The organism is Mycobacterium sp. Soil_C_30, assembly GCF_057656995.1.
The window spans coordinates 373,722-395,904 of sequence record NZ_JBDGJH010000001.1; the positions used below are offsets into that span (position 1 = coordinate 373,722).

20 protein-coding genes and 1 pseudogene are annotated in these 22,183 nt (G+C 66.6%); 11 read left to right on the plus strand and 10 right to left on the minus strand.

Annotated elements, in window-relative coordinates:
* The first annotated feature begins 114 nt into the window (after positions 1-114).
* A complete protein-coding gene (locus AC3A6P_RS01700; RefSeq protein WP_487687548.1) occupies positions 115-876 on the plus strand; it encodes an SDR family NAD(P)-dependent oxidoreductase in 762 nt (253 codons plus the stop codon).
* Between the two features lie 48 nt (positions 877-924).
* Here the strand turns inward: AC3A6P_RS01700 and AC3A6P_RS01705 are convergent, their stop codons facing one another.
* The 3 genes from AC3A6P_RS01705 to AC3A6P_RS01715 all read right to left on the minus strand — a co-directional run bounded on the left by AC3A6P_RS01705 (position 925) and on the right by AC3A6P_RS01715 (position 4,743).
* Positions 925-2,361, minus strand: a complete 1,437-nt coding sequence (locus AC3A6P_RS01705; protein ID WP_487687551.1) for an MFS transporter — start codon at positions 2,359-2,361, stop codon at positions 925-927.
* 624 nt (positions 2,362-2,985) lie between these two features.
* Positions 2,986-3,804, minus strand: coding sequence for an SDR family oxidoreductase (locus tag AC3A6P_RS01710; RefSeq protein ID WP_487687554.1), 819 nt, complete (start codon positions 3,802-3,804; stop codon positions 2,986-2,988).
* 69 nt (positions 3,805-3,873) lie between these two features.
* On the minus strand, positions 3,874-4,743 hold the full coding sequence (locus AC3A6P_RS01715) for a TetR-type transcription factor C-terminal domain-containing protein (protein ID WP_487687556.1): 870 nt from the start codon (positions 4,741-4,743) through the stop codon (positions 3,874-3,876).
* Between the two features lie 114 nt (positions 4,744-4,857).
* Between AC3A6P_RS01715 and AC3A6P_RS01720 the strand changes: the two genes are divergently transcribed.
* The 3 genes from AC3A6P_RS01720 (at position 4,858) to AC3A6P_RS01730 (ending at position 7,512) form a co-directional block, all read left to right on the plus strand.
* The gene (locus AC3A6P_RS01720) at positions 4,858-6,033 is read left to right on the plus strand and encodes an acyl-CoA dehydrogenase family protein (RefSeq protein ID WP_487687558.1); all 1,176 of its coding nucleotides are present in this window, start codon (positions 4,858-4,860) and stop codon (positions 6,031-6,033) included.
* Complete coding sequence (locus AC3A6P_RS01725; RefSeq protein WP_487687561.1) at positions 6,030-7,070, plus strand: phosphotransferase family protein; 1,041 nt, start codon at positions 6,030-6,032, stop codon at positions 7,068-7,070. The genes AC3A6P_RS01720 and AC3A6P_RS01725 overlap by 4 nt, the downstream gene beginning before the upstream one ends.
* A 148-nt stretch (positions 7,071-7,218) precedes the next feature.
* Positions 7,219-7,512: a DUF1330 domain-containing protein gene (locus AC3A6P_RS01730; protein WP_487687563.1), complete on the plus strand. Its 294-nt coding sequence runs from the start codon at positions 7,219-7,221 to the stop codon at positions 7,510-7,512.
* On the opposite strand, the gene AC3A6P_RS01735 is transcribed toward AC3A6P_RS01730, so the two are convergent.
* Positions 7,509-8,201 (minus strand): helix-turn-helix domain-containing protein, encoded by a 693-nt coding sequence (locus AC3A6P_RS01735; protein WP_487687566.1) that lies wholly within the window; start codon positions 8,199-8,201, stop codon positions 7,509-7,511. The genes AC3A6P_RS01730 and AC3A6P_RS01735 overlap by 4 nt on opposite strands.
* Positions 8,192-9,298, minus strand: coding sequence for a substrate-binding domain-containing protein (locus AC3A6P_RS01740; RefSeq protein ID WP_487687568.1), 1,107 nt, complete (start codon positions 9,296-9,298; stop codon positions 8,192-8,194). Before AC3A6P_RS01740 ends, AC3A6P_RS01735 begins: the two co-directional genes overlap by 10 nt.
* 247 nt (positions 9,299-9,545) lie before the next feature.
* On the opposite strand from AC3A6P_RS01740, the gene AC3A6P_RS01745 reads away from it, so the two are divergent.
* From AC3A6P_RS01745 to AC3A6P_RS01765, 5 genes are all read left to right on the plus strand, one after another.
* Positions 9,546-10,607: an autoinducer 2 ABC transporter substrate-binding protein gene (locus AC3A6P_RS01745; RefSeq protein WP_487687570.1), complete on the plus strand. Its 1,062-nt coding sequence runs from the start codon at positions 9,546-9,548 to the stop codon at positions 10,605-10,607.
* Between the two features lie 66 nt (positions 10,608-10,673).
* Positions 10,674-12,185 (plus strand): sugar ABC transporter ATP-binding protein, encoded by a 1,512-nt coding sequence (locus AC3A6P_RS01750; RefSeq protein ID WP_487687571.1) that lies wholly within the window; start codon positions 10,674-10,676, stop codon positions 12,183-12,185.
* On the plus strand, positions 12,182-13,204 hold the full coding sequence (locus tag AC3A6P_RS01755; protein WP_487687573.1) for an ABC transporter permease: 1,023 nt from the start codon (positions 12,182-12,184) through the stop codon (positions 13,202-13,204). Before AC3A6P_RS01750 ends, AC3A6P_RS01755 begins: the two co-directional genes overlap by 4 nt.
* A complete protein-coding gene (locus tag AC3A6P_RS01760; RefSeq protein WP_487687575.1) occupies positions 13,201-14,286 on the plus strand; it encodes an ABC transporter permease in 1,086 nt (361 codons plus the stop codon). The genes AC3A6P_RS01755 and AC3A6P_RS01760 overlap by 4 nt, the downstream gene beginning before the upstream one ends.
* A 26-nt stretch (positions 14,287-14,312) precedes the next feature.
* The gene (locus AC3A6P_RS01765; protein WP_487687577.1) at positions 14,313-15,080 is read left to right on the plus strand and encodes an SDR family oxidoreductase; all 768 of its coding nucleotides are present in this window, start codon (positions 14,313-14,315) and stop codon (positions 15,078-15,080) included.
* Between the two features lie 3 nt (positions 15,081-15,083).
* On the opposite strand, the gene AC3A6P_RS01770 is transcribed toward AC3A6P_RS01765, so the two are convergent.
* From AC3A6P_RS01770 to AC3A6P_RS01785, 4 genes are all read right to left on the minus strand, one after another.
* Complete coding sequence (locus AC3A6P_RS01770; protein ID WP_487687580.1) at positions 15,084-15,707, minus strand: hypothetical protein; 624 nt, start codon at positions 15,705-15,707, stop codon at positions 15,084-15,086.
* 223 nt (positions 15,708-15,930) lie between these two features.
* Positions 15,931-16,788 (minus strand): universal stress protein, encoded by an 858-nt coding sequence (locus tag AC3A6P_RS01775; RefSeq protein WP_487687582.1) that lies wholly within the window; start codon positions 16,786-16,788, stop codon positions 15,931-15,933.
* An 18-nt stretch (positions 16,789-16,806) separates the two neighbouring features.
* Positions 16,807-17,685, minus strand: a complete 879-nt coding sequence (locus tag AC3A6P_RS01780; RefSeq protein WP_487687584.1) for a universal stress protein — start codon at positions 17,683-17,685, stop codon at positions 16,807-16,809.
* Positions 17,686-17,769: 84 nt separating this feature from the next.
* Positions 17,770-18,768 (minus strand): zinc-binding alcohol dehydrogenase family protein, encoded by a 999-nt coding sequence (locus AC3A6P_RS01785; protein WP_487687586.1) that lies wholly within the window; start codon positions 18,766-18,768, stop codon positions 17,770-17,772.
* 121 nt (positions 18,769-18,889) lie between these two features.
* Here AC3A6P_RS01785 and AC3A6P_RS01790 point away from each other — a divergent pair.
* A pseudogene (locus tag AC3A6P_RS01790) lies at positions 18,890-19,114 on the plus strand (HD domain-containing protein); the annotation flags it as partial.
* A gap of 30 nt (positions 19,115-19,144) precedes the next feature.
* Positions 19,145-20,908, plus strand: coding sequence for a metallophosphoesterase family protein (locus AC3A6P_RS01795; protein WP_487687589.1), 1,764 nt, complete (start codon positions 19,145-19,147; stop codon positions 20,906-20,908).
* A 160-nt stretch (positions 20,909-21,068) separates the two neighbouring features.
* Here AC3A6P_RS01795 and AC3A6P_RS01800 read toward each other — a convergent pair whose 3' ends face one another.
* On the minus strand, positions 21,069-22,175 hold the full coding sequence (locus AC3A6P_RS01800) for an acyl-CoA dehydrogenase family protein (RefSeq protein ID WP_487687591.1): 1,107 nt from the start codon (positions 22,173-22,175) through the stop codon (positions 21,069-21,071).
* Between the last annotated feature and the right edge of the window lie 8 nt (positions 22,176-22,183).

Here is a 22,183-nt window from a genome sequence, read left to right on the forward strand (position 1 = left end):
GGGATTTCGGCCATGAAGTGGTTATGCTTGTCGCCGACATCTGCGCGCACTCGACCCGCTGTGAGCCGAATGGGGCAACGAGTGCACCAAACCGGACAACCAAGAGGAGCCACCGTGAGCGTTCTCGACCTGTTCAGACTCGACGGCAAAGCCGTCATCGTCACCGGTGCGTCCTCCGGCCTCGGGGTAGCGTTCGCGCAGGCCTTCGCTGAAGCCGGCGCCGACGTCGCACTTGGTGCGCGTCGTATCGAAAAGCTATCGGACACTGCGGAATTGGTATCCGCGGTCGGGAGAAGGGCTTTACCGGTGTGTACCGACGTCGCCGACCCGGCTTCCTGTCAGGCGCTGGTGGACGCGACCGTTGCCGAGTTCGGCAAGGTCGATGTACTGATCAACAACGCCGGCGTGGGCACCGCGGTGCCCGCCATGAAGGAGACCCCTGACGAGTTCCGCCGCGTGCTCGACGTCAATCTGCACGGGTCCTACTGGATGGCGCAAGCCTGCGGTCGCGTCATGCAAGCCGGTTCCTCGGTGATCAACATCGCCAGTGTCCTCGGCATCACCACTGCGGGCCTTCCTCAGGCGGCGTACGCGTCCTCGAAGGCGGGAGTGATCGGATTGACCCGAGATCTTGCCCAGCAGTGGGGATCTCGTAAGGGAATCCGCGTCAACGCATTGGCTCCGGGCTTCTTTCGATCGGAGATGACCGACTCCTACAAGCCGGGCTACCTCGATGCGCAGATGCCGCGGGTGATTCTCGGCCGAACCGGCGAGCCAGTCGAGCTGGCCGCGACCGCCGTCTGGTTGGCCTCGGCTGCGGGCGCTTTCGTCACCGGGCAGACGCTCGCGGTGGACGGTGGTTTGACCATCACCTGAAATTGTCTATCAGCCCCGGATTCATCCGGGGCTGATAGACAACAGCCGTTACAGGGGGGAGGGTTTCGGAGAGCGGACCGCCAAAACGAGCCCCAGAACAACAACGGCGATCACACCGGAAAGCCCCCACGCAATCGCAAACCCGCTCCACGGTGGAGGCGTGCCCACAGCAGCTCCGTCGACAGTCAAGACAGCGCCGGACACCTGGGCGCCCACCGTCCCCGCAACCGCCTGGATGGCGAAATTGAGGCCGTTGAACTCGGTCACCTTGTCCGCAGGGACGCCGCTGACCACCAGGTTCAGCGATTGGGTCATCGACACCGAGATGCCGAAGTTGATCAGCAGGGAGACGACGACGATGATCACGATGCTGCCCCGGTGCCCGGCCGCGAGCATCAGAGCAGCGCCGCCCAGGATCGAGATGGGGGCCAGTGCTGACGCGACGCGAGAGCCGAGTCTCCGGTCGAGTACGGAGATCAAGGGGGCGGACAACCCGATCATCATCGCGGAGACCAGGATGACGGAGGTGACGGTTGCCGTTTCGCCCAAGCCGTAGCCGGTGGACGCGGGAAGCTGTATCTGGATGGGCACACTGATCAGAAACGCGTTGATGCAGTAGCCGGCCAGGAACATCAGGCCCGTTGCGGCGACCACGGTGAAGCTGCGCATGAGCCGCAGATCGATCAGCGGATCGACGACGGTGAGTTCGGTCCGGGCGAAGAGTGCGAACGCTGCCAGTCCAGCGGCGAAGAGCAGCAGCAGTTTCGGTGACAGCCAGCCCCAGCTGGGGGCGAAGGTCAGTGCCAGGAGTATGCATGCCAGACCGAGCGCCAGCAGGACGCTGCCGACGGCATCGATGCCTGGTCGCGGCCCATCGGATCTCAGCGAACGCGGAACGAAGAACCACACCGCGACCATGCACGCGGTGAGCGCGATGAACGGAACCCAGAACAGCCATCGGTAGGAGAGGTGGTCGGCGATCGGCCCGGCAATCATGGTCCCGGCTGCCGTGCTGCCGAAGATCGCACCGACCAGAATGCCGTTCGCGGACTTTGTCCGAACTTCGTTCTGAGTGTCCCGGATGATCCCGATAGCCAGCGGTACCGTACTCAGGCCGACGCCCTGCAACAGTTGGCCGACGATGAGCATCTCGATGGACACTGACAGGGCGGACATCAGCGTCCCGATCGACACGATCGCCAGCACTCCGAGAAGCGCCCGGCGCTTGTCCCAGACTTCGCCGAGTCGGCTCACTATGGGCGCCGCGATGGTCCCCGTCAACAGCACGCCTGTGATCACCCAGGAGATCGTCGACCCGGGGACTTGGAATTGTTCCTGCAAGATCGGCAGTGCCGGTGGTGTCACCGACTCGTTGAGGCCCTTGAACGCGGCAACGCATCCGATTACTGCAGCCAGAATTGCGCCTGCGCGTGCGCGCTGGTCAGCGGATGTAACACGCGAGTCATGGGAATTGCGCAGTGACATAGTGCTGCTCCTTTCTCAATCACGGTCGGATTGGCCAGGTCTGGGCTGTCGAGACGACCTGGGAAATGGTGGTTCCTCTGAACTGTTGAGGGATTGTCGATCCTGCGGTCCGGGCCGATCCCGGTGCGATACCAACAGGCGGATTCGTCACGACGAAGTCGGTCGGCCGCTTCAGGTGTCTGTGTCCTTGGCCTCCTGTGCTCACGGATCCTTCGTTGGGTCTGGTTGGCCGCTCGTTGTCGCCCGAACCGTGACTCATGGCATACGAGGCAATGCGCGCTGCCACGCCACGGCATGCCAGCAGGAGCGCTGACCGGGCGTCGACCGATCGGCTGCTACAGCTGATCCGCGTTGGAGTGTGACTGCGCATTAACGTAAGACCCGAGTGTGATGTTGTCAACAGTATGGTCACGTGCTAGCTGAGCGTCCGTGTGGCGACCAGGTTCTCTGGTTGTCCAACAGCGGTTTCTGGTTTTCTGCCGCTCTGCGCACGCGCAATATTCCAACCCAGCCTCAAGTCGCGCCGGTTCCCGAAATGTTAATACCTGTTAACAGCGACCGCGCTCTGGTCTCAGCGCCCGATGGTCAGCTATCTGCGCCCAAGCCCTGGGCAGACGCCCTGCGTCATCGAGCGGAGTTTCGAGCGTTCCCGTGCAGGGCCCGCCCGTAACGCCGCATCCCGCTGATCCAGCGGTCGTAATCGGTTCCCTTGCCCCGGTACATGTCCAATACCTCCGGGTGCGGCAGCACCATGAACGTGTCATTGCGCACCCCGTCGAGGACGGCGGCTGCGACATCCTCTGCCGAGAGCACCGCACCTGCGGTGGTGATCGAGTTGGCCGCCACTTGGGCGGTGGGGTCCTCGGACTCGGTGATGGCACTGAGCAGCGGTGTGGCCACACCCATCGGGCAGACCACCGTCACACGGATGCCGTTGTCGCCGTGGGTGATCGCGAGCCACTCGGCGAAGCCGACTGCCGCATGCTTGGACACCGCGTAGCCCGCCGCGCCGATCTGGGTCAGCAGCCCGGCAGCCGAAGCCACCGACACGAAATGACCGCTGCCCCGGGATGTCCACTCCGGCAGAAGTGCATCGGCGGCCCGAATGTGTGCGCGCAGATTGACGTCCAACACCTGGTCCCAATCGTCATCGCCACCCAGCCCGGGTGCGCCGATGATTCCGGCATTGGCGACGAAGATGTCGACCGGGCCAAATGTCGACCTGGCAAGGTCTAGCAGAGCCCCGATACCGTCGGCCGATACTGCGTCGGCGCCCGCGCCGACCGCTCGATCACCGATATCCGCCGCGGTCCGTGCCGCCGCCTGCGCGTCGATGTCTCCGGCGACCACTGAAGCCCCGGCAGCGGCGAACGCCGCGGCAAGCGCACGACCGATCCCCGCGCCTGCGCCGGTGATGACGACAACGCTGCCTTCGATCTGCATGACGCAGTGTCTACCAGGACATCTCAGCCTCGCGTGCCAAGGGGCCGTCGGCAACGGCGCGCCATGGCGTCAACGCCGGCTGCCCAGAGGGTTTCGGTCGGGGGCCACCCCGATCATGCGCAATGCCAGCGTGGAGTACTCCTGGGCAATATCAGCTGCTGAGGTGGGCCCCGAGGTGTCAAACCACTGGGGCAGCGAGGTGCACATGGTCACGACGGCGCGGGCGGTCTCCAGGGGCCTCGCGCAGTGCGCCGACCCCTCGGCGACCGCGGCGCGGATCTGGCCGTCGATGAGATGTTGAACACGGCTGCGACGTAATGATATTCGCGATCGCTCCGGCTCCTCGAGGCTGCGCATCTCACTGGAACCGATGAAGGCCAGATCGGCGCGCAACGTGTGGAACAGGGCCAGTGCCTCGACCTGGAGCCGAAGGCGGGTCAAGGGGTCGTTCCCGTCATCGGTTGCTGCGCTGGTTCGCCATTCGACCTCGTCCATCGTCAGGTCGAGAATGGTGACGAGCATCAGCTGCTTGCTGGGGTAATAGTGGTAGACGCCGGCCAGACTCATCCCCGCGCGGTGGGCGACGGCGCGCATGGTGGACCCGTGATAGCCCGTCTCGACGAAGGTCGCGATTGCCGCGGCGGTGACCGCGTCGAGGTCCAATGGGGTGAAGGTTCGCCAATCTGTGCTGGAGACGGCGGCACTGGGGCGATCGGTGGTCGGGATCGACTTGGTTTGCAGTAGGTCAACCGTTGTCATGCCGAAAATATCGGCGTATTGCTGCAGCCGCGTCAGTGAGAGCCCGGTGGTTCCGTTTTCCACCGCGCACACCGTGGCCGCACTGACTCCGAGCCGCTGCGCCAGCGCCCGCATGGACCACCCCCGCTCGGTGCGCAAGAAGCGAATTCTCTCAGCGGCACGGTCACCCTCAGAAATCACGTGTTCAGATTAACTGAACGACAGATACGGTCTTGAACTGCAGTGTTAGGAGACGAGCCGATCGCACGATCTATGGTCACCCGATCTTCCGAGTCAAGTAGAGGAGGGCGAGTGATGACCTTGGACGAGCTGCTCACACGCACCCGCGCGTTCGTCGACACCGAAGTGCTACCTGTCGAAGACGAGTACGACGGTGACATCGAGGCCGCCGGAGGCGACGCGCTTCGCGTCCGGCTGCAGGAATCAGCCCGTGCCGCTGGAGTATTCGCACCGCAAGCACCGGTTGACTGCGGTGGCCTCGGCCTCGGAATGGTGGCGCGTGCTGCGGTCTTCGAGGAGGCGGGCTACGCGCTGTTCGGTCCCATGGCCACCGGCATCGCCGCGCCGGATGAAGGCAACATCCACCTGCTGGACGCGGTGGCCACCGAGGCGCAGCGAGCGCAGTACCTGCAGCCGCTGGCCCGCGGCGAGGTGCGCTCGGCCTTCGCCATGACCGAGCCCGCACCTGGTGCCGGCAGTGATCCCACGGCTCTGAATACCCGTGCCACAAAGGTCGACGGGGGCTGGATCATCAACGGCCGCAAGTGGTTCATCACCGGAGCCGATGGTGCCGGGTTTTTCATCACCATGGCCAGGACCAGCGGAGAGCCGGGAGAGTCAGGCGGGGCGACGATGTTCCTGATGCCTGCGACCACTGAGGGGCTCCGCGTCGTGCGGCACCTGGGCACCGTCGACAAGTCGATGATCGGTGGTCACTGCGAAATCGTGTTCACCGATGCGTTCGTGCCCGATGCGGAGGTGCTCGGCGGGGTCGACGAGGGATTCCGGTACGCCCAGGTGCGGTTGGGGCCGGCGCGGATGACACATGTGATGCGGTGGACCGGTGCGGCCCGACGCGCACACGAAGTGTCAGTCCGTCACGTGACAGGACGCAACGCCTTCGGTGCGCGGCTCGCTGATCAGGGGATGATCCAGCAGATGATCGCCGACAACGAGATCGACCTGGCGGCCACCCGCGCGCTGCTGCTGGTGGCCTGCCGGGAACTCGACGCTGGGCAGCGAGCCTCGGCCAGCACCTCGATCGCCAAGACGTTCGCTGCTGAAGCGCTGCACCGCGTGGTCGACCGCGCTATGCAAATGTGCGGCGGGCTCGGGGTCTCCACCGAGCTGCCGGTGGCGCGCATCGCCCGCGAGATCAGGCCGTTCCGTATCTACGACGGTCCCTCTGAGGTACATCGCTGGTCGCTTGCCAAGCGTGCCATTCGGATGATCGCCGAGACCCCGCGATGACAGCCGGACACACTCTGACGTCTGGGGACCTGAACGCTGTTGCGGCCCGGATGCACCAGGCCGGTGAATCGCCGGCCGGACCGTTGTCGGCAACGCCGCTGACCGGAGGCCGGTCCAACCTGACGTATCGCCTCGACGACGGATACTCGAGCTGGGTGCTGCGCACACCGCCGCGACAGGGCCGTACTCCGTCCGCACACGACGTCGCACGCGAGTTCGCCGTCACACGCGCGCTCGTGGGTACCGACGTACCGGTTGCGCACCCGGTCCTGCTTTGCGAGGACGAGTCCGTTCTCGGGGTGCCTTTCCTGCTCAGCCGATTTACACCAGGGGTCTCGGTGCAATCCCGCACAGATATCGACAAGCTGGACGGCGACACGGTTTCCGAGGTGGTTGGTGCTCTGCTCGACGCACTGGCGGCCTTGCACTCGGTTGACCACACCGCCGTCGGACTCGCCGACTTCGGGCGGCCCGCCGGATACGCCCAGCGGCAGATCAGGCGCTGGACACGACAATGGACCCACGTCGGCGATCCGGACCTCACCCCGTTGGCCGAGGAACTGTCGAACCGCTTGGCGAGCAACGATTTCAAGCAAGAGCTCACCGGCATCGTGCACGGCGACTACCGGATCGACAACACTCTGATCGGATTCGGCGAAGGCAGTTGCGCCGTCCGCATCAACGCCATCGTCGACTGGGAGCTGTCCACCATCGGTGATCCCATCGCCGACGTGGCGATGATGTGTGTGTACCGACATCCGGCGCTGGATCTGGTGCTCGGTTTGTCCAGCGCCTGGACCAGTCCCGAGTTGCCCGGAGCCGATGACCTCGCCGCCGCCTACGAGAGCTCGAGTGGGCGACCCTTGCGGCAGTGGGATGCCCACATGGCACTGGGGTACTTCAAGCTGGCGGTCATCGCAGCCGGCATCGACCATCGGTACCGCGCCGGGGCCGCGCACGGAGCCGGTTTCGAGAAGGCTGCCACGGCGGTGCAGCCTCTGCTGGAGGCGGGCTTGGAGAGGTTTGCCTCGGGCTGAAACTCGAGCATGACGTCCGCGGGCGTTGACTACACGACGAGTATCCACAAGACGCCGGACAACAGGTGTTTGTGCACGTCGAATGCTCGGGAATCTGGGCACAAATGCCACAGCGGGTTGGGGTGTTGAGCCGTTACCGTCTTCGATCATGGCCATGGCTTACTGGATTGCGATCTACCACTCGATCTCCGATCTCAGCAGGCACGCGCAGTACGCCCGGATCGCCGGGCCGGCCATCACCGCGGCAGGCGGCCGATTCCTGGCTCGCAGCAGCGAATTCACGTCCCTGTACCCCGATTCTGCCGTGCGTGTGGTGCTCATCGAGTTCCCCAGCCATGAGGCTGCTCTGGACACCTACCACAGCGACGAGTATCAGCGCGCGTGCACCGTGCTGGGCGACGCCGTGGAGCGAGACATTCGCATCGTCACCGCGCTCGACTAGTAGTCATTGGCAGCCGCGTGCAGGGCCCGCGCCGCCTTGCGCGTCGTCGGTTCGGGCCACCGGTCGGGTACGTGCAGCACGAGTGCGTACCGGGTGCCGGCCACCGAACAGGCCAGTTGGCGTCCCAGCGGTGGCGACGTCAACTCGTAGACTTTGCGTTTCCGTGAGGGTCGTAGCTGCAGGCAGCGCGCCACGTCGTCGTCGGCCAGACCCAGGTGCGCGGCCGCGGTCGAAACCGCCTCCAGAGCTTCGTCCGCCGACATCGACGACAAGATGGCGGCGGCTCCCGCACACGCGGCCGCTCCCACCCGTTGGCCGGGGCGCGGCGTCAGTGGCAGCGGCAACCTGCCCAGATGCACGTCGACGAACACCACCTGGTTGCCGAACAGCCGCACCAGCGAGATGGTGTGCCCGTCGAGATCCGGTGTCGCGCAGGCCCGGAACAGACTGTGGGCCACCGCGTCAGGATCGGACAGCGAAGACCAGCGCCCACCGGCGTGCAGACCGTCGGCTCCGCGGGCGAGGAAGCCGACGTCCTCGAGTGTGCCGAGCAGATCGGAGACCGAACTCTTCGGCAGCCCGAGCATCGCGATCAGCGCCGCGGGCGTGCGGGCAGTCCCCGCCGAGACGGCATCGAGGACACGGACACCGCGGTGCACAGCGGGGGTGCGTGGTCCGTCTATCCCCATGGTTCGTACTCCGCGGCGTTGTGCACATCGATCAACCGCGGTGTGATGGCGCGGGAGGGCCGGGCGACGCGCGCACCGCTGTGCAGCGCGATGCCGATGTCCACCGCGGCCCGCACCAGGGCGGGAGGATCCTGTGTCGCGGTGGCGATGATCGGCCCGCCGGCGCGGATCTCCTCCACGGCGTTGCGCGCGCCGTCGACGCCGACGATCGGCACATGAAGTCGGCGACCCCGCAGCACTTGTGAGATGCCGATGGCGATCTGGTCGTTGGCGGCGAAGAAACCGTCGATCCCGGCATGGGCCGTCAGGATCTCTTCGGCGGCGTGTTGCCCTGAGCCGGAATCCAATTCGCCGTAACTTGTTGCGGCCACCTCCAGGTCGGGGTGCGGGGAGATGGCGGCCAGGAAGCCCGCGATACGGTCTGAGTTGGCCGTGATGGGGATGCCGCCCACCACAGCGACGCGTCCGCGCCCGCCCAACGCACTCGCCAACGCGGAGCCAGCGAGGAAACCGGCCTTGGTGTTGTCGGTCGCGACCACCGCATCGGCGCCGCTGACCGCCGAGCCGATGGCCACCACCGGGATGCGGGCAGCCCGGGCGCGGGCGCACGCGCCCTCGAGACCCTCGGAGGCCACCGGCTCGATGAGGATGAGATCCAAACCGGCATCGACGAATTCGAGGATCTGCCGGGATTGATTCGCCCTGTCCTCCTTGGCCTTCTCCACGTGCAGGCGCGCGCCGAGCCGGTTGGCTTCGGTGTGCAGCGCCCCGATTTCGGCGAGGAAGAAGCTCTCGTCCACCGGGTAGCTGAAGCCGATGTCATGGATCGGCCAGCTCTGCGCCCGTGCACTCGAGGCCAGCTCGAAGACACGCGAGCCCAGGGCGTACGTGCCGTCGACACCGCGGGAGAGCAGCAGTTCGTCGGCCAGCGCGTGACAGATCCCCATCACGCTGCTCTTGGGGAAGCCGGTGGCGTCGGTCAACTCGGCAAGCGACATCGGCCGGCCCGCGTCACTGACGGATTGGAGGACGGCAGCCGCACGCGTCAAGGCGGGGACGCGTCCGCCGCGCGCCGACGACTCGTGTGCCACCGCCATTCGAGGAAGCGTAGTGGATTTGTTGCCTTCGACAACTGCAACTTTCGACTGCCCACACGGCGAGGAGTTATTGACAAGCTCACGACGGGGTGCTTACTGTGTGTTTCATCACTCGACGCCGAGTTCGATATATGAAACGCGTGCGGCGAGTGTTCGCCTGCCCGGGTAGGTCTCGGGCGAGGTGCATGTAGTCCACGTCGACGCGGCGTGGGCGCGTGATTCTCAGCCCGGGCCGAAGGATGAATCGATGGCGATTTCCCAACGTGTTGTCGGAGTCATCAGCGTGGCGTTGACCATGGCGATGATCACCGGCGGATGTACCAAGAAGAACGAAGAGGCCGCTCCGGCAACCACCGGCGGCGCCAGCGCCGAACAGGGTGAAGGGGCGTCCGGCGAAGCGATCAAGGTCGCCTTCGTACCGAAGCTGCAGGGTTCGCCCTACTTCGAGGCCATGGACTCCGGTGCCAAGAAGGCGGCGGCCGACCTCGGCAATATCGAATGGCTGTACCAGGGCCCGACCTCGGCCGACGCCGCCGCCCAGGCGCAGATCGTCCGGTCGTTCATCCAGCAGAACGTCGACGTGCTGGTGGTAGCGCCCAATGATCCTGATTCCATGGCGCCGTTGATGAAGGAGGCCCAGGACGCCGGCATCAACGTGATGACCGCCGACACCGACGCGCCCAACTCGGTGCGTGAGGCGTTCGTCAATCAGGCCACCGCCGAAGGCATCGGCACCAAGACGGCCGAGACGCTGATGCAGGCGATGGGCGGAAAAGGCAAGTGGGCCATCGTGTCCTGCGGTGAGACCGCCGAGAATCTGAACTCGTGGATCGAGGTCGAGCGGGCCTACGTGCAGGAGAAGTACCCGGAGGCCGAGCTGGTCGACGTGGTGTACTCCGGTGAGGATCAGGCCCGGGGCACCCAGATGTCCACCGACCTGATGAGCGCCCACCCCGACCTCAAGGGCCTGCTCGGGCAGTGCACCACCTCGGCCGTCGGCGTGGCGCAGGCGGTCAAGGACGCCGGCAAGATCGGTCAGGTCTTCACCGTCGGCGTCGGCACCCCGAAGTCGATGGCGCCGTACCTGGAAGACGGGTCCTCCTCGGGCTCGATCCTGTGGAACGTCGAGAACCTCGGCTACCTGACCGTGTGGGCCGGCCAGCAGGTGGCCAGCGGCACCCCGTTCCAGCCTGAGAACAAGGTCAGCGACGACATCACCGGTGTGAAATGGGACGAGGCCACCAAGACCCTGGTCCTCGGTGAACCCCTGCTGATCACCACCGAGAACGTCGGCGACTTCGACTACTGATCCACTTCGGTTGGGCGGCGCGCGGAAACGCGCGTCGCCCAATTGATCTCAACCTTTGGAGAGTTCATGGCGCAGCAGCCTCGACTGACCCTCACCGGGGTGGTCAAGAGCTACGGCGCGGTCAAGGCCATCAGGCACGCCGACTTCGAGCTCCAGCCCGGGCAGGTGCACGCGCTGGTGGGGGAGAACGGCGCCGGGAAATCCACACTCATCAAGATCATCTCCGGTGCCACCGCACCCGACGCGGGTGCGGTGACCTACAACGGTGAACCGGTGTCCATCACCTCCACCGTCGACGCCATCAACCTCGGCATCGCCACGGTGTACCAGGAGCCGCAGCTGTTCAGTGAGCTCACCGTCGCCGAGAACATCTTCATGGGTCGCGAGATCGTCACCCGCGGACGCGTCGACTGGGCCGCGCAGAACGACCAAGTGGTCACCCTGCTCGAATCCCTGGACCTGCCCGCCAAACTCGCGACGGCCACCGTCGGCAGCCTGTCGGTGGCCACCCAGCAGCAGGTGTCGATCGCCAAGGCGCTGGCAGGCGATGCCGGAGTCCTGATCCTCGATGAGCCGTCGGCCATCCTGACCGACGCCGAAATCGAAGTCCTGTTCGGCATCATCCGTCGCCTGGCCGCCGACGGCGTGGCCATCATCTACATCTCGCACCGCCTCGACGAGGTGGTCAAGATCGCTGATCAGGTCACCGTCATGCGTGACGGCGCCACCATCGGCACCTATCCCATCGCGGACATGACCGTGCGGCGCATCGCTGAACTGATGGTGGGAGAGGCGCTTTCGGAGCAGACCGGGCACCGAACCAAGCCCAAGGGTGAACCCGTCCTCGAACTGAAGTCCCTGGCGCGCGCGGGGTCCTTCCAGGACGTCAGCCTGGAACTGCGCTCCGGGGAGATCCTCGGCCTCTACGGTTTGGTCGGCTCCGGTGTCGCCGAGATCGCCGAGTGCATCCACGGACTGGCGAAAACCAGCGGCGGCGAGATCGTGGTCGAGGGCCGCTCCGTGGCTCCGCGCTCACCGCGAGAAGCTGCAAAGGCCGGGATCGCGCTGCTGCCCGCCAATCGCAAGACCGAGGGCATGTTCTCGTTCCAGTCCATCGCGTTCAACGTCTCGATCGGCCACCTCCAACGGCTTTCGTTCGGACGGGCCTTCGTCGACCGGCGTCGCGAACGCAGCGTGGTCAAGGACCTGATGAAGCGCCTCGCCGTCCGCGCTTCCGACGAAAATCAAGCCGTCGGAACTCTTTCCGGCGGCAATGCACAGAAGGTGATGCTGGCCCGCCAGCTCGTCGAGCGGCCCAAACTGCTGCTGCTGGGCGAACCCACCCAGGGTGTCGACATCGGAGCCAAAGAGGAGATCCACCGCATCATCGCCGATCTCGCCGACAACGGCACCGCCGTCCTGGTCGTCACCTCTGATCTCCAGGAAGCACTGCGGATCGCCGACCGGCTACTGGTGGTGCGGGCCGGCACCATCACCGCGGAGTTCGGTCCCGACGCCCGGCAGGCCGACGTGCTGGCCGCCGCGGCGGGGGACCGGGAAGGATCGGCGACGGCATGAGCACCACGCTGGACCCCAACGCCGCGCCCACCGCGGCCCCGATCAAGACACGCGGCCGGGTGCTGCCCTCGCCGGTGACGCCGGCCGAGATCGCGCTGATCGCCGTCCTGGTCGTGCTGTGGATCGCGCTGGCGTTCGCGACGCCCGCGTTCCTCAGTGCGGGCTCGATCATCCCGCTGCTGGTCGAGGTGGCGCCCGTCGCGCTGATCGGCATCGGCATGACGTTCATCATCATCACCGGCGGCATCGACGTCTCCGTCGGCGGCGCCATCATGGTGTGCTCGGTGATCACCGCCAAACTGATGCGCGACCAGGGCCTGCCCGTGTGGGGGTGTCTGGCGGTGGCGCTCGGCACCGGAGCGGTGCTCGGCCTGGTCAACGGCGCCCTCATCGCCTACGGGCGGGTGCACGCCATCATCATCACCTTCGGCACCGCGAACCTCTTTCTCTTCTTGGGGCTGCAGATTTTCGGTTCCACCCCGGTCGCCGGGATGCCCAACACGCTGGCGTGGTTCGGCCGCGGTATCGAAGGCCGGACGCTGGGGGTGCCCAACAGTTTCGCAATCACGGTGATCCTGGCCGCTATCGCCTGGTGGTACTTGCGGCACACCCCCGGCGGGCGGCACTTCTTCGCCGTCGGTGGTGATCCGGTGGCGGCGCGCCTGGCCGGCATCCGCGTGCAGCGCCGCATCCTGATCGCCTACGTCGTCACCGGGCTGCTGATCGGGCTGGCGTCCATCTTCACCCTGGCGAAGGGCACCTCCAATCTGGACCAGTCGGTGGGCTCGGGCCAGGAACTGGCGGTGATCGCCGCGGTGGTGATCGGTGGCACGTCGATCATGGGTGGACGCGGCTCGGTGCTGGGCACCCTGCTCGGCGCGCTGCTGGTGCAGACCGTCAAATCCGGTGTCACACAGCTCGGTTGGCCCTCGCAATTGTCCGACCTGTTCGTCGGCATCTTCATCATCGTCGCCGTCGGAACCGATCTGCTCCGCCGACGTGCCAGGAGGGACCTGTGACCGCCGATACCGCAGCGCCGCCCGCCGCTCCGAAGCCGGACCGGCGCAGCACCGCCGACCGGATCCTCGAGGCCGTCCTGACGCAGCGGATCGTGCTGCTGGGCATCCTCATCGTGATCGTCGTCGGATGGCTGATGTACCTGAGCACCGCCGGATACCTGTCCGGCGACTACGACTTCGACTACATGTCGGCGGTACTGATCGACGCCGTGCCCTTGGCGATGCTGGCCTTCGCGCAGCTGGTCGTCATCGTGTCCGGCCGCGGCGGTATCGACCTGTCGGTGGGCGCCATGGTGTCGCTGGTCGGCATGATCTTCGGCTTCGCCTACGGCCAGTGGGGCTGGCCGCTGCTGCCCGCGGTGCTGCTGGCCGTGGCCGTCGGCGCGCTGCTGGGCGCCATCAACGGATTCCTGGTGGCCTACATCGGCTTTCCCGCATTGATCGCCACGCTGGCCACCTACTACGGCTACAAGTCCATCGCGATGGTGATCAACGACCAGAAGCCGATCAACAGCCCGCAGATCCAGGACCTGTACTCGCTGACCAGCTCGGTCGAAGTCCCGGTCATCGGTGCCTACATCCCCGACGTGCCGCTGGGGGTGTTCACCTTCCTGATCCCGGTGCTGCTGGTGCTGTGGCTGGCGCTGGGCCGCGGCACCTACGGGCGGCGGCTTTACGCCGTCGGCACCAACGACGTGGCGGCGCGCTGGGCCGGCGTCGACGTCGCAGCCACCCGAATGCGCGCCTACGTCACTTCGGGGGTGCTGTCCGGGCTGGTGGCGGTTTACATCACCGCCCAGTTCGCCTCGGCCCGCCCCGATGCGGGCACGGCGGGCAACGGGCTGGCACTGCCGGCGATCACCATCGCCGTGCTGGGCGGTGTCGCGATCACCGGCGGCATCGGACGTATCGCCGGTGTACTGCTGGCCACGCTGCTGATCGTGTGGCTCAACGCGGGCATCATCTTGTACTTCGAGGGCAACACGGGAACGCAGTTCCAGCTGCTCGCCCTGGGCGTCGTCCTGATCCTGGCCGCCCTGCTCAACGGGTTGACCACCCGAAGGTTCCGCGGCGGCGACTGAGCCGTCCGCAATACAACGGAGGAATAGTGACTGTTCTTGATGCCTTCTCGCTGGCCGGGAAGCGCGCCCTGGTGACCGGTGGCAACCGTGGCCTCGGCTTCGCCTTCGTGCGGGGCCTGGCCGAGGCGGGCGCCGACGTCGTGTTCGTCTCCCGCGACGTCGACCGCAACGCCGCCGCCCTCGCCGAACTGGCCGACGAAGGCCTGCGGGTGCAGGCCTTCGAGGTGGACGTGACCGCCACCGACGGGCCCACCGCCGCCATCGACGGTGCCGTCGAACGACTGGGTGGGCTGGACCTGCTGCTCAACAACGCGGGCCTGGCCATCCACCAGGCCGCCCTTGAAATCTCCGATGAGGACTGGGATCTGGTGTTCGACGTGAACACCCGGTCACTGTGGCGGCTCAGCCAGCGGGCCGGTGCCTACATGAAGGATCACGGCGGCGGCAACATCCTCAACATCGGGTCCATCAGCTCGATCATCGTCAACCGCCCGCAGTTCCAGGCCTCCTACAACGCGTCGAAAGCCGCGGTGCACCAGCTGACGAAGTCGCTGGCCGCCGAATGGGCGCCCTACAACATCCGGGTCAACGCACTGGCACCCGGTTACGTCAAGACCGAGATGGCGCCGGTGGACCGGCCGGAGTTCCGCCAGCACTGGATCGAGGACGCACCGATGAAGCGTTACGCCCTGCCGGAGGAGATCGCGCCGACCGTGGTGTACATGGCCTCCGACGCCTCGGCCTTCATGACGGGCTCGGTGGTTGTCATCGACGGCGGTTACACCGTCTACTAGTTTTCAGACCAATTCGGGCACCCGCAGCTGGGCGATGCACACCTCGAAGTCGTGCTCGTCGATGATGTCGGCGCCGGCGTTGCGTGTGGTCTCGGACTTGATCTGCTCGATCCTCTCCCGATTCCGTTCGATGGCGTCGGTGCTGTCGTAGACCACCGAGGACACGCCTCGACCGGATTCCCGGTCCACCATGACGCTGACGCTGCACAGTCCGTCGAGTTCTTCGAGCGCGGGCAGGGCCGAGGATTTGAACATCTGAATGCCGGCGTCGATCTGTGCGGGGTCGACGCGGACCCACGTCACGCGGGCGCAGGCCCCCGCGGCGATATCGTGCTCGCGGTGCAGCACTTCGATCTCCCAGTGATCGAGCTGGGGACGGTCGCCGCCGAGCATCTCGATGGCCTGATCGCGGAGGCTCTGTACGGCGTCGGTGGTGGCGCGCATGGCCTCTTCGGACTCCCAGGCAGACGTCACGATGCAACGTCCGCTGGACCGGTCGGCCAGCATCGAGAGCCCGACGTAGCCGTCGTACTGGGCCAGCGCCGGCATGATGACTTCACGGACGTGGCTGATGCCGGCCTCGAGACGTGAGGGGTCTGCTGTGGTTGCGGTTGTGCGGGTGAACATGTCCGCCTCCTGTGAGAACCGGGCAGCGTCCCGACGGCGCTGCCGCCGCAATTCATGCTCCTCCGTCGGCATGGCGAGGGCAATGCTTTCCCGTTGGGCGACTGCGTTTTTCGAGTTGAATTGAATGCGTGGTGTCGCACGAATGTCGCACAGACGCGGGCAATCGCAGCCATGGTTGCGCCGTGGAACAGTTGGGGCAGCTGTGACTCCTGCGCCGGGCGAACTACTTCCGCACCACGATCACCGGCCGCTGCGCCGCCTGCACCACCGCGCCGCTGACCGAGCCCAGCAGTGCACCGACCACCGCGCCGCGGCCGTGGTTACCGACGACGATCAGCTGCGCGGACTCCGAGTGCGCCAGCAACTCCCGGGCCGGCTGATCACGCACCACCACCCGCCGCACAACGACCTCGGGGTGGCGTTCCTCGAAGGGCGCCAACTGTGCGGCCAGCTCCAGATCGATCTGGGGCTGCGTCGCCTCCCAGTCGAGCCCCGGCAGCTCGTAGGCGCCCGGCGACCACCAGGCATGCAGCACAACAAGTTCCACCCCGCGGCGGGCCGCTTCCTCGAACGCCACCGATGTCACCTGCTCCGACGAGGACGACCCGTCGAAGCCCAGCAGCACCGGGCCGTCCGCAGCCGCGTACTCCTCGTGGATGACCGCCACCGGACAATGCGATCGGTGCAACAGCGCCATGCTCACCGAACCCAACACCGCCCGGGCTATCGCGCCACGGCCATTGCTGCCGACCACCACCAGTTCGGCGTCCCGGGACTGTTCGATCAACGCCGGCGCCGGTCCTTCGAGCACCACCTCCGTGGTGATCGGTACCGCATCGCCGATGAGTTCGGCGGCCAGCTTCTGCGCGTCGCGCAGGATCTTCTCGCTGTCTTCGCGCTGCCACTCGAGGATCGCCGCCGGCAGCACACCGGCGGACGACCACGTGGCCACCGGGCCCGGAACCGCCGCGCAGACCAACGCCAGCGGCGCCTGCCGCAGCACTGCCTCGGCCACCGCCCACCGCAGCGCGGCGGTGGAGCACGGCGAGCCATCAACGCCTACAACGATTCCGGTTCCCATGACTCCCGTTTCTAGCACCTAGGACTGTCGCGCCACCAGCACCGGCACCTTCGCGCCGTTGACCACCGCCGAACTCACCGAACCCAACAGCATGCCGGCGAACCCACCACGGCCGTGGCTACCGACCACCACCAACTGCGCGCGTTCGGCCTGCAACAGCAATTGCGGGGCTGGGCGGTCGAAGACCACCACCCGTTCCACCGGCACATCGGGATAGCGTTCCTGCCACCCGGCCAGCCGCTCGGCCAACACCTCACATTCGGCTTGATGCAGCGGCGCGAAGTCGAACCCGGGGAAGTCGAGCACTCCGGCGTCGCTCCAGGCGTGGACGGCGATCAGGTCGACGCCACGGCGCGAGGCTTCGTCGAACGCCATCGCCACGGCCCGGTCGGAAACGGGTGAACCGTCGACACCGACCACCACCGGGGCGCCCGTCCGGTGCTCCTCGCCATGGATGACCGTCACCGGGCAATGCGAATGATGCACCAGCGCCGAACTCACCGACCCCAGCAACGTGCGCCCGAAAGCACCCAGGCCGCGGCAGCCGACCACAAGCATCGACGCGTCCTTGGTCAGGTCGATGAGCGTGGAAACGACAGGGCCGGTGACCATTTCGGCGTCGATGTCGACGGCGCCCGCATCGCGGGCCACCTGCTCGGCGTTCTGCAGGATCTCGCGGCCGCGGGTGGTCTGCCATTCGGAGAACCCGGGCATTGCCAGCGGCTCCGACCACGCCATCATCACCTGCGGTGAAACCACGTGTACCAATTTCAGTGGCGCGCTGTGCAACGCCGCTTCGCGGGCGGCCCACCCGATCGCCGCGGTCGACGGCGGCGATCCGTCCGCTGCGACCAGAACACCGCGGTGCGTTTCCCACATTCGCTCTGAAGCAGACATTTTCTGTCCCTTCCGCCGATGGGATCGAACACCTTCAGGGTAAGCGCGGCAACGGCGTCGTACAGGTGCCTTTGGTCCCGAAACTCAGGGCACCAGTACCGCGGCCCCCGCCAACCGGCCGGCGCTCAGGTCCTGCAGCGCGATATCCGCACGATCCAGACGGTAGTGCGGATGGGTGATCTCGATGTGATGCCGCCCGGCGAAGTCCAGGAAGGCACGCGCGTCGGCGCGGGTGTTCGACGTGACCGAGCGCACCTGCCGCTCCTGGAACAAGTGGCGCTGATAGTTCAGAACAGGGATGTCGCTGAGGTGGATGCCGGCGACAGCAAGGGTGCCGCCGCGGTCCAGGGCTTCGAGTGCGACGGGCACCAGGTCACCGACCGGTGCGAAAAGGATGGCCGCATCCAGTGGCACCGGCGCTCGATCGTAGGCGCCCTGCACCGACACCGCGCCCAGTGCGGTGGCCAGTTCCTGCGCGTGCCGGCCGCGGGTCATCACATGCACCTCGGCGCCCTGGGCCACCGCGACCTGCGCCGTGATGTGCGCGCTGCCGCCGAACCCGTAGATGCCCAGTCGCCCGCCCGCCGGCAGGTCGGCCCGCAGCAGTGAGCGGTAGCCGATGATCCCCGCGCACAGCAGCGGAGCGAGCTCGGTGTCGGAGTATCCGGTGGGCAGTGCGTGCACGTACGCCGCTGGCGCCGAGACGAATTCGGCGTAGCCGCCGTCGGCGTCCCACCCGGTGTAGCGCGATTCCGGACACAGGTTCTCGTCGCCGCGCACACAGTATCGGCACTGCCCGCAGGTATGCCGCAGCCACGCGACGCCGACACGATCACCGACGTCGACCCCGGTGACGTTCGGGCCGAGGGCCACCACTTCGCCGACCACTTCATGTCCGGGAGTGACGTGGGGCCGGTGCACGGGCAGATCACCTTCGGTGACATGCAAGTCGGTACGGCACACCCCGCAGGCGAGCACCCTGATGAGGACCTCACCGTCCCCGGGTTCCGGCACCTCGCTGGTCACCCACTCCAAGGGCCGGGTGTTGATGGGCCCCGGTGTGCGTACCCGCCACGCTTTCATGGCGTCAGTGTCCCTTAGCGGTAGAGCGTGCGCCCGAGTTCGCGGCCCTTTGTCGTCGGCCGACAGCTGGCGGTCAAGCCGACGATGCCGTCCAACGAGGCGAACCGCAACCGGTACGTGCATCGGCCGCGAAGCCCTGTCGCAGCACGAACTCGATGCCGTGACGGCGGCCCACCCTCGTCCGGACTTCAAACGACGCATCCTGCACGCCTTCACCGAGGGGGTAAAGCACCGTCCGGCAAGCACATTCGGTACCGTCAACGCCGATGTCCCGGCGCACTTCGACCCCGGCTTCGTCCGCGCGGATTTCGTCGAGATCATCCGAGGCAACGGTTGGGCCGAGTAACGCCGTTCACCCATCGGCTGGACTCCGTCCATGCCCGTGTCAGAGAGTGGGGCCATGCGCTGCTCGCTGATCGTCGTCTGGGTCGCCGTGCTGACCGCCGCCTTCGGCGTCACGCCTTCACGTGCCGAGGAGCCGCTGGCGCTGCTGACCGATCCGTTCCAGCAGCGCCCGCATCCCGACTCCACCGAGATCGCCTGGTTCACCGAGTTCCGCGGCGACGCCCATTACGTTCTGGTGGGAGAGGGCGTGGCGGCGCTGTCCGACGGCGAGCTGCCGGACCTGCTCGCGCGGGGGAGCGCCGAGGGGGTGCGGGTGCTGCCCGCGGTGACGGCGAAGTTGTCGCAGGTGGCCGAGGACGCCCAGTCCGAGCTGCCCGCTGACCGTAAACCGTTGACGGGTATCAGGGCGCGCGACGTGTATCGCCACCACGCCGTCGTGACCGTGCCGACCGGTATCCGGGAGCCCTACCGCGTGGTGAGCACCCGCGGGGGCGCGCTGGCGGTATCCGGAACATTCAAGGTGCGTGGGCCGTTGGCGCCGGGGGAGGCGGCGGTGATCATGCTGACCTCGGATCACCAGTTGATGGTCAACACCCCGGCCAATCTGGAGTGGGCGGCGCGCACCATCACCGAGCAGCTGGGCCCGATCGATGCGGTGTTCATGCCCGGCGATCTGATCAATGTGCCCGACCGCGCCTCGGAGTGGTTCGACGATCAGCGTGGCTCGGCATTCTTCCCGGGCATGCAGGGTCGCGGCGGCCGTGAAGCCAGCGACGGCGTGGTGTACCGCGGCGGCCAGATCCTGCAGAACGCACCGATTTTCCCGGCGATCGGCAACCACGAAGTGCAGGGCCGCCGCGACGGGCACACCTCGCTGACCGATTCCTTCTACAACCCGGTACCGCGTGCGGTGGCCCCAGATGGGTTCAACACCACCACCTATGAGGAGATCTTCTCGCTGCCCGGCACGGGGCGCTACTACGCCACCACCGTGGGCGACATCCGGCTCGTCACCCTGTTCGCGACGCGAATCTGGCGCTCCGACAAAGCCGATGCCGACCCGGCCGCCCGCACATCGACCACGCGGTACCAGGAATCGCGCGACGGTCTCGACGACCCGTTGGCACAAGGCCACGGCGAGTTCATCTTCGAGGACCTCAGCGTCGGCTCACCACAGTACGACTGGCTGCAGAGCGAGCTGAATTCCCCGGAGTTCCGCAACGCCAAGTACACCGTGGTGATGCTGCACGAAGGCCCCCAGAGCCTGGGTGAGAACGCCACCCCGGCCTTCGCGCACCCGCAGCGCATCGAGGAACGCGACGGCAACGGCGAACTCATCGGGATCCGCTACGACTACCCGGCCGCGGAGGACATCCTGCTGCGGGACATCACTCCACTGCTGGAGAGCGCCGGCACCGATCTGGTGCTCAACGGCCACAATCATCTGTGGAACCGCTTCGTCTCACCGGCCGGCGTCAACTACCTCGAGGCGTCGAACACCGGCAACAGCTACGGCGCGTTCCTACCCGTCTCAGGGGCGAGCCGCCCCATCCCACCGCCACCCTGGAATCCCGACAACTATCTGGCGCAGGGTAATTCGGGTGGGCTGGCGCCGGTAGTGCCCAGCATCGCATCGCGGCTCAACGCCGACGGGGTGCCGGAGCCCTACATCGCCGACAACAACCTCATCGTGTTCCAGGCGCTGCACACGGGCACCGGCACCATCACCAGCTGGTATGTCGACATGGCCAACACCGCCGCCGGAGCGGTGAAGTTCGACGAGTTCACCTTGTGATGAAGCCATCCCTCGCCCAGCCGAGAATTGTGTTGCCGCGAGGCTCACGTGGGGGCCGTGGATCCGCTAGATCGCTCCGAGGTTGTGACGACCGCAGGGTGGCGCGGCGGGACCAAGTCCGCAGTTGCCCGCGTCTGTGCGACTCGCCAGCGACAGAACCCTAAAGCGATGCGATCTCGTACTCGCCGATCTGCTTGGTCAGCACATGGAGCTGATCTTCCGCCGACCCGAGGGTGTGGTTGATGGCGGTGAGCCGGGCCGCGTAGTGCGCCACCGGGTACTCCGCCGTCACCCCGATACCGCCGTGCAGCTGGATGGCTTCCTGGCTGATGTGCCGGCCGGAGCGGGCGATCTGCAGCTTGGCGCGGGCGGCGATGGTCGGCGACAGCACGCCGTCGGCGATGGACATCGCGGCATAAAGATTCATGCTGCGGGCCAGCTCCAGCGAGACATACATATCGGCGGCGCGCTGCGTCAACGTCTGGAACGTGTTGAGCGTGACGCCGAACTGTTTGCGACTCTTCAGGTAATCCGACGTCAGCCGCAGCGACTCTTCCATCGCGCCCAGGGCCTCGGCGCACAACGCCGATTGGATGCGGATGAGCGCGCGCTCGACGGCCGCCGTCGCATCCTCGGGGGAGCCCAGCGCCACGGCGGGGGAGCGCTCCAGGTCGATCTGCGCGCCGCGCTGACCGTCGAAGGTCCGATAGCCCTGCTTGGTCACGTTGTCACCGTTGACCAGGAACAGCCCGGTGCCGCCGTCCGGCAGTGCGGCGGTGACCACCAACTTGTCGGCGGTGTCACCAGCCAGCACCGGATTCTTGCGGCCGGTCAACACCCACGCGTCACCGTCACGCTCGGCCGTCGTCGCGACCGTCGGCGTCGACCCGCGCATACCGGGCTCGAAATGCGCGAACGCCAACAACAACCGGCCCTCGGCCACCTCGTCCAGCAGCTGCTTGTGCTCGTCGCTGCCGACCTCGGCGATCACCGCGCCCGGCCCCAGCGCGGCGTGCAGCACCGGCTCGGGCGCCAGCCGGCGACCCACCTCGGTGAGCACCAACATGATCTCGATCTGACCGGACTCGTCGGGGTCGAAGCCCAGACCGAGGATGCCGGTGTCGGCCAGCTGGCCCCACACCTCGCGGCTCCAGCCCAGATCGGTGTCGATCACCTTGTTGCGGCGCTCGGCGTCATAGCTGTGGGCCAGCAGGTCGCGGGTGGTGTCACGCAGCAATTCCTGCTCGTCGCTGAGTTGAAAGTCCATTGTCTTGA